Origin of the sequence: Thalassospira sp. MCCC 1A01428, from assembly GCF_002115825.1 — a bacterium.
In the GTDB taxonomy this organism is placed as follows: Bacteria; Pseudomonadota; Alphaproteobacteria; order Rhodospirillales; family Thalassospiraceae; genus Thalassospira.
In genome coordinates, this window is record NZ_JFJZ01000052.1 from 22,273 (window position 1) to 29,743 (window position 7,471).

At 51.4% G+C, this 7,471-nt stretch carries 7 protein-coding genes; 1 reads left to right on the plus strand and 6 read right to left on the minus strand.

Annotated features, from left to right (window positions below; translation table 11 throughout):
- Nucleotides 1–56: 56 nt before the first annotated feature.
- From THS27_RS23015 to THS27_RS23025, 3 genes are all read right to left on the minus strand, one after another.
- Nucleotides 57–872: an alpha/beta hydrolase gene (locus THS27_RS23015; protein WP_085594887.1), complete on the minus strand. Its 816-nt coding sequence runs from the start codon at nt 870–872 to the stop codon at nt 57–59.
- Nucleotides 869–2,797, minus strand: coding sequence for a TRAP transporter fused permease subunit (locus THS27_RS23020; protein ID WP_085594889.1), 1,929 nt, complete (start codon nt 2,795–2,797; stop codon nt 869–871). The genes THS27_RS23015 and THS27_RS23020 overlap by 4 nt, the downstream gene beginning before the upstream one ends.
- A gap of 92 nt (nt 2,798–2,889) precedes the next feature.
- Nucleotides 2,890–3,843: a TAXI family TRAP transporter solute-binding subunit gene (locus tag THS27_RS23025; RefSeq protein ID WP_085594891.1), complete on the minus strand. Its 954-nt coding sequence runs from the start codon at nt 3,841–3,843 to the stop codon at nt 2,890–2,892.
- A 93-nt stretch (nt 3,844–3,936) separates the two neighbouring features.
- On the opposite strand from THS27_RS23025, the gene THS27_RS23030 reads away from it, so the two are divergent.
- Entirely contained in the window at nt 3,937–4,836 is a 900-nt protein-coding gene (locus THS27_RS23030; protein ID WP_085594893.1) for a LysR family transcriptional regulator, read from the plus strand.
- Nucleotides 4,837–5,060: 224 nt separating this feature from the next.
- On the opposite strand, the gene THS27_RS23035 is transcribed toward THS27_RS23030, so the two are convergent.
- Genes THS27_RS23035 through THS27_RS23045 form a run of 3 tightly spaced genes read right to left on the minus strand, consistent with a single transcriptional unit; the run spans nt 5,061 to nt 7,193 of the window.
- A complete protein-coding gene (locus THS27_RS23035; protein ID WP_246833078.1) occupies nt 5,061–5,420 on the minus strand; it encodes an NIPSNAP family protein in 360 nt (119 codons plus the stop codon).
- Nucleotides 5,401–5,901: a TRAP transporter small permease gene (locus THS27_RS23040; RefSeq protein ID WP_168184983.1), complete on the minus strand. Its 501-nt coding sequence runs from the start codon at nt 5,899–5,901 to the stop codon at nt 5,401–5,403. The genes THS27_RS23035 and THS27_RS23040 overlap by 20 nt, the downstream gene beginning before the upstream one ends.
- Nucleotides 5,901–7,193, minus strand: a complete 1,293-nt coding sequence (locus tag THS27_RS23045) for a TRAP transporter large permease (RefSeq protein ID WP_085594898.1) — start codon at nt 7,191–7,193, stop codon at nt 5,901–5,903. Before THS27_RS23045 ends, THS27_RS23040 begins: the two co-directional genes overlap by 1 nt.
- Nucleotides 7,194–7,471 lie beyond the last annotated feature (278 nt).

The following is a 7,471-nucleotide window of genomic DNA, read 5'->3' on the forward strand; positions in this document are numbered from 1 at the left end:
ACAGAAATGTCTTTGTGGAGACTGCAATATTACTGTTTCGGCCATTTGGCCGGCGCTTAAACAAATGCGCTTCCCCTGTGGTCGGACTTCATCCAAAACTGCTTTAACCAGTTGGATAAGGCCTTGTAAGCAGCGTTGCCGGGATCATGGAGCATCATGCAATGAGGGGCATCGGGAAGATGGCGATATTCGTATCCGAAGAACGCAGCGACTGCTTCATCCTGCCCCGCCGGGTGACGAAGCGGGTCTTCCAGTCCAGCTTCCAGGACAAGTCCTTTTGGAGGGCCGGCTTTTACGGATATTCGCAGATTGTAACGGTCATTTAATGCGCGTGGACTTTCAGAACACAATGAGGGCAACCACATTTCTGCATTTTCAGCTCCGCCCATGTAAATATCGCGAAAACGTTTGAGCGACGGGGGAGGGTAAGGTTTACCCGTCGGCAATTCGGATACAGCAGCAACGCCCGGCATATTGCCCGGAGGAGAGGGCGCAAGCAGTGCCATCGCCGCGACGTCACGGTGTTCTGCGGCAACGGCGAGGACGAGGGCCCCCAAAGAATGCCCAATGACAACCGGACGCTCAGGCAACTGGTCAATGCACTCGCCGACAACCTTTGCAAAATACGGGATATCCATGCTTTCATATCCCGTCGGGGCAGGAAGACCACCATGCCCCGGCCAGTCCACAGCAGCGACCTGATACCCTTCCTGCAACAGGTAACGCATCCATTGTGCATAACACCATGCCCCGTGATATGCGCCGTGGACCAGTAGCACGACAGGTTTCGTTCCGGTTTGCGTGGTCGAGGTCCAAAGCCGTCCGCCAGAAGGCAACATGAAGGAAGAGCAGAAGTCGCGGAGATTAATCACGCCTGTTCTCCTGCCACCACTTCGGAATGGCTTGTCTTGCTGCAGAAGGCGACAATTAAAACGACGATTGCCCCGAGGCCGTTAATCACAAAAGAAGGCCAGAACAGCATCAAGCCGCCGAGGATGAGGGCGCCTTGAAGTGTGCGTCCCAACGGTCCGAGGAACCACCGGGAAAAAGCGGCAGATAGAGAGATTGTTCCAATAAAGCATGCAGCAAGCGCCAGCACGATATTCAGTGTTGTTCCTTCAAGCAAAGTCTCGGGGCGAAAGACAAATAAAAATGGCAGCATGTATTTGATCACGGCAAAACGCATGGTTTGAACAGCCGTTTTCCACCAGGATGCGTTTGCCAGGCCCGCAGCGACGAAGACGGCAGAACAGACAGGGGGTGTGATGGCCGAGAGAACCGCGAAATAGAAAACAAACATGTGAGCCTGGAGCGGTTCAATGCCGATGGTATTCAAAGCAGTTAAAATCGTTGATACCGCAAGAACATAAGCTGCCGTTGTCGGCATCCCCATGCCGATGACCATGACCACAAAGCCGGCAAGGAGAAGGGAGAGAAACAGGTTTCCATTTGAAAGTGACAAAACGGCATCACCAAACTTCACGCCAATTCCCACAAAACCGATGACACCGATTAATACGCCAGCAGCAGCACAGAGCGTGCCAAGCGTAACGAGTGGTGAAGCGGCTTCCATAACCGCGTGACCAAGATCCATCACCCGTCGCTTTAAGCTCGACAGGCTCAAATCTCCGAGGGCCAGATACAATACGGTGAGGGTTACGCAGGCCATCAGGATGGATAGACTTACCGCGTATCCAGCAAGCAGCATGAACAGCAGAACACAAAAAGGTGCTGCAAGCGGTAGCCAGACCGACGGTTTTTTCAGCCGGGAAGCATCGGGCATTTCTTCTTCAGGAAGCGTTCCGACATTTGCACGTACGCTTTCAAAATGAACGGATGCCAGAACCCCCGTATAAAACAGAATGGCGGGAACCAGTGCCAGAGCCATCACGTGCCCGACGGGCATATTCAGGAATTCTGCCATTAGAAACAGGCCCGCACCCATCAGGGGCGGTGTGATTTGCCCTCCGGAAGATGCCGTTGCCTCAATACCACCGGCAACCTCTGGACGGTATCCCATGCGTTTCATCATCGGGATAGTGAAGCTGCCCGTCATTGCAACATTGGTTACGGATGAACCTGTCATCGAACCCACCATAGCCGAGGAAATCACGGAGATTTTTGCCGGGCCGCCACGCATGCGACCGCCGACAAGTTTTGCAATGTCCATCATCGTTTCGCCGGCGCCCGTTGCCATCATCAGGGCGGAAAACAGGATGAAGAGGACGAGAAAACTGCAGAAAATGTCAAAGACCTGGCCCCAGATGCCATCTGTTGAAAGGTAAAGCATCGAGGTCAGCATTCGTAGGCTGACACCGCCATGTCCGAGGCGCCCTGGAAGCATATCTCCAAACAGTGCATATGCCCCGAACACGCCAACGAGAATGGCAAAGGTCCAGCCGATTGTTCTTCGGGAAAGCTCAAGAATGGCCGCTGCCAGCGCCAGGCCAAGTACAATTGCCTGAGGCCTGTTCGCCACCGGGTTCATCATGACATCCCAGTAATTCCAATAAACCCATCCTGAGGCGATCAGGATTGCAAGAAGCATTACGATATCAAGTAGACGTCCCCAAATTCGCCCCGTCTGACTGGGGCTTAAAAGGACAGCAAGGCCGGCGATGAGCGATAATATGATGGCCCGGTGTTGAATATTGGGGAGTTGGCCAAAAACCGCTCCCCAGGCTGTCAGGCCAATCAACCCGGCTGATAAACTGAATATTGCAATGGTTCGAATGCTGAAACTGCCAGGCTTGTATTCTTGCGTTTCGGCCCCGGACCTTGGTTCGGTTGTATTCATCCGTTCGTCCCTCTCCACGCGGATCTGTTGCCATTTGACAACAGATCCGGATGCTATCCCTGTGATGTTGGAATGATCAGTTCAGTCCGGCTTCAGTTTTTCATCTCGGGGGGAAGCAGGCGCTCAGGTACCTGATAGCCTGCTTCCCTGTAAGCCCGGACTGCACCGGCATGCAGAGGATATGTCGATACTTCCAGTGTCTGTTTTGCGATGTCGACACCGTTGATTGCGCTAAGGGCGGCTGTTTGTGCCTTGGTGGAGGCAAGCATGCCTTTGACCAGTTGGTAGGCCATGTCTTCGTCCATACGATCAGTGGCGGTAAAGCCGATCCAGATGGCGTGGACTGTATAAGGTTCTGAACCTTCGGTAATGCCGGCTGGCATATTGTAAAAACTCATCCACGGCAGGGTTTCATGGATTTTGTCAATCTCTGCCTTTGTAAAGCCGATGGGGCGCAAGGGCGTTGTAAGGTTTAATTCTGCCGAGGCGCTGTCGAGACGCGGTCCTTGCGTGGCGCGCATTTGACCATCGCAGCGGCCATTTTTCAGTGCATTAATGGCATCTGTACTGTCTGACATGTAGAGTTTGGGGTGAATATTCAGGGCCTTAAGGATGCGTAGCATGTTGGTTTGTTGAGATGAGCCATTCATGCCCGGATGAAAGCAATTCCCTTCAAAACCAGCCAGATCGGTGATACCGCTTGCTTTTGTTGCCATCATGTTTTGGATGGCAGGAAGGGTCCACCACAACACGCGGAAACCTTTGTAGCCTTGTTCTTCAGCGTCGGCGATGAGATCGGGCGAAATTCCCCCGAAATCAAGCTCGCCTTCCTGCAAAAGGACCGAGTTCGCAGAAAATCCTCCGGTGCTGACAACGGTGACATTCAGGTCTGGTTCGTGGTCAGTGATGCCATTCGCAACGGCGCTATAATACGGGTAAAATGCCGAGGTCGTTGTTGACCCGCCCATATTCAATTGGGTTTCTGCTGTTGCTGACCCTGCAGCAATAAGAAAAGTCATTGCGGCGATAGTTGATAGTAGTTTCATCGATTGGTTCCTCCCTATGATTTTTTTTTTACAATTCCAGAAACTGACTGATAAAAAAAATTGTTTTTTTTTATTCTGTCATAAATTAAATCTATGGGTATGCAGCAACTTTCAACACGACATCTCATTGCAATTATAACGATCAGTGAAGCTGGTTCGGTAACTGCGGCGGCGGCAGAACTTAATGTTACCCAGCCAGCGCTTAGTGCGACCATTCGACAGGCAGAAGAAATCGTTGGAATTGCCCTTTTTGACCGCACATCTCGTCGCGCAAAACCGACGCCGGCAGGGCTTGCTTTAATTCCCGAGGCCCGTCGTATTCTTACCGATGTATCGCGCGCAACCCAGCAGCTCAGAGACCTTGCCGAGGGGCGTATTGGTCACCTGTCTATCGCCTCTTTGCCGTCAGCAATTTCTGAAATTGTGGCGCCTGCGTTACGCAGATTCATGGCGGAATACCCTGGTATTCGGGTTGCTGTTCGCGACGCCCTTAACACTGAAGTTGCAAGAGCCGTTAAATCCGGTGAGGCTGATCTGGGGTTCGGTATCCCGGGCGAGGAAGAAAACAATCTAAAAACAAAAATGCTGTTTGAAGATCGTTTCATTGCGGTTCTTCCCGCTGGGCACTTTTTGGGAGAACGGGAAACTGTTTACTGGGAGGACTTGCGATCAGAAACGCTGATTGAGGGTGCCAAAGGCTCAAACACACGTGCCAGTGTCCGCGAAAACCTGAAAATCGAAGGTGTCGGCAGTGCGATAGAATGTTCCTTTGTGCCAACCACGATTGGTATGGTTCGTAATGGTCTGGGCGTTAGCGTCCTCTCTGAACTGGCCTGCCGGATATTTGCCAACGACGATCAGATTGCTTTACGTCCTTTGTTGCCAATCGTCACAAGACCAATTTCTATCTTGCAGCGAGCGGACCGGGATCTCAGTCCTGCGGCTCAATTATTCATGAATTTTCTTGAATATTTAGGCGATAACGAGCCCTAGATGGCGGCGCACGCAAACGAAGCCTGTGCGCGTTTCCCAAATGTTGGGGGTTGGAATAGTGGCCCCGGTGCGCGCCCATGCACATATTGTGATGAGCACATTTAAGGCGATCATCACGAACAGCCGGGATTTTGTTCCATATGCCGAAAGGCGGCGTTTCACCAACAGCCGCCTTCCCGTTAAATGTGTAATTTCCTGTAGGGCCATCGCACCGGCCAGAGCTTTTAGCTCTGGAAAAAGGCAGTCGGCATGAGGATTTTATTGACCTGACTGATCAGATAACCCGCTTCAGCAGACTTCTGTAGATATGCTTGCCATTCCGGGTCGGCTTTCAGGTTGGCACGCTTTTGCGCGCGATCTGATGCACTGTCATAGACCCAAATATGAATATAGGAATTTACATCTCCGGTTTCGGTTGCAGCATAAACAACCGGATCCCCCAGATGTTTCTTCTGGATATGCCAACCGGAATCTTCATAAAGTTTAAGGTGCTTGGCGATGGTGCCAGGACGGCAAGTGTATGTACGATGATCGTAAATCATGGTTAAAATCCTTTTTGTGAGATCAGAGATCGTCGACGACATGAATCTCGTCAGCATAGCGAGGAGAGTGCCGGAAAAGATCGGTGATGGCGTAAATCAGCATGATTGCCGCGCTTATGGGTACGCAGCAGTAGAGAAGGGCAACCGGAAGCCCTAAAATCGGTGTTGAAGCTGAGCTTTTCTGTGCGAGAAAGGCGCCCTCAAACAGCAGAAATGACAGAAACAGGATATTGACGAGAGCAACAAGGAAGGTGTGAAGGCGGCGTTTGGCCCGTGGTAATGTGTAGAAAAGCCAGTCAATTCGGAAATGCTGGTTTTCCCGCCAAAGTTCTGCGGCGCCAAAAAATACCATCCAGGCAAAACTCAGCTGAATGATTTCGTCATACCATCCCAGTGAAAACCAATTGGTAAACCGGGCGATAACGTTGCCGCCTAGAATGAACATTAAAATCACCAGACAGGTGATGGTGATTGTACGTAGAGCAATGCCAAGCGCACGATCAATGGAGTTCAGGATATTCATCAACGACCACCTCCCATTACTAACGAAGGCAACCATGTTGAAACTTCCGGTATGCAAACAACGAGCAACAGCACGAACATAATACCAAGCAGATAGGGCCATAATTCACGGACCAGTGGTCCTATCGGGACATCTGTGACACTGGAAACCGCAAAAAGCACCATTCCGACAGGGGGGGTTAGCAGTCCGACCATCGAACACATGATCATGATGACGCCAAACTGTATCGGGTCGACGCCAAGCGTATGCATAATCGGCATAAATATGGGAACGGTAATTACCAGAACGGCAATCCCTTCCAGAAACATACCCAGGACCAATAATATAAAGACAATAATTGCCATAATTACGGTCGGATTGTCGGAAAGCGACAGCAGCAGATTGATAACGGTGTTGGGAACGCGCTGATGGATCAACAGCCAGCCGAAGAACCCGGCCGCAGCAATAACGAACAGGACGCGCACCGTATGAAGCAACGTGTCCCATAAAATGCGGGGCAAATCCTGGAACGAGATCTCCCGATAGACAACCAGGCCAAGAAAAGCAGCATAGAAGCTTGCCGTCACACCGGCTTCGGTTGGCGTGAAAATGCCACTCAGGATGCCTGCGATGATGATGAAGGGGGTTCCCAACGGCAAGAATGCGCCTTTGAAGGAATCCCATATTTCGCGATAACTGGCCCGCATTTCACGCGGAAATTTGCGAATAACGGCCACCAGGTAAACGGCACACATCAACGCCAGGGCCATTAAAACACCTGGAATAACGCCGGCCAAAAACAATTTTACAACCGATGTGCCGGTGAGGCTGGCAAAAATTACAAAAGGAATGCTGGGGGGAAACACCGGGCCAATCGTTGAAGAAGCCGCAGTAATCGCAGCGGAGAACCGTTCATCATATCCGCGATCGCGCATCGATTTGAATTCGACCTGGCCCAGGCCCGCTGCATCGGCAACCGCAGCTCCTGACATACCTGAAAAGATCAAACTGGCAACTACGTTGACTTGCCCCAATCCCCCCCGGACATGGCCGACAAGGGCTGCCGCAAATCGAAAGATGCGTTCGGTAACGCCACCGGTATTCATCAGGTTGCCAGCCAAAATGAAAAAGGGAATGGCCAGCAATGTGAAGGATGTTGTGGCCGAATACATGCGTTGCGGCAACATGGTCAGGATCGACGTTTCACCAAGTGCTAAATAAGTTCCGATAGCAGTCACCGCGAGGGAAACAGCAATGGGGACGCCAAAAATGATCAACCCGACAAGCGCAAGAAGCACAAACAGGGAAAGCATGGTCTCGGACTTTCTGAAAAGGTGGGAGCGGAAAAGCGAAGAGGACTTTCACATCCTCTTCACAAAGAAATCACCCTGTCTGAACGACTGGGCCAATGTGTTATTTCCCGAGAAATCCCATGAAAGTCTTCATGTTCTCTTCACCGGCATAGGCTTTTACGCGTTCATATGCCGGGCCCATCTTGGCCTTGAACTTCGCAAGATCAGGTTCTGTAATCTCGACACCTGCGGCCTTGATTTTATCCAGATCAGAGGCTGCTAGATTCTAGAACCAAGTG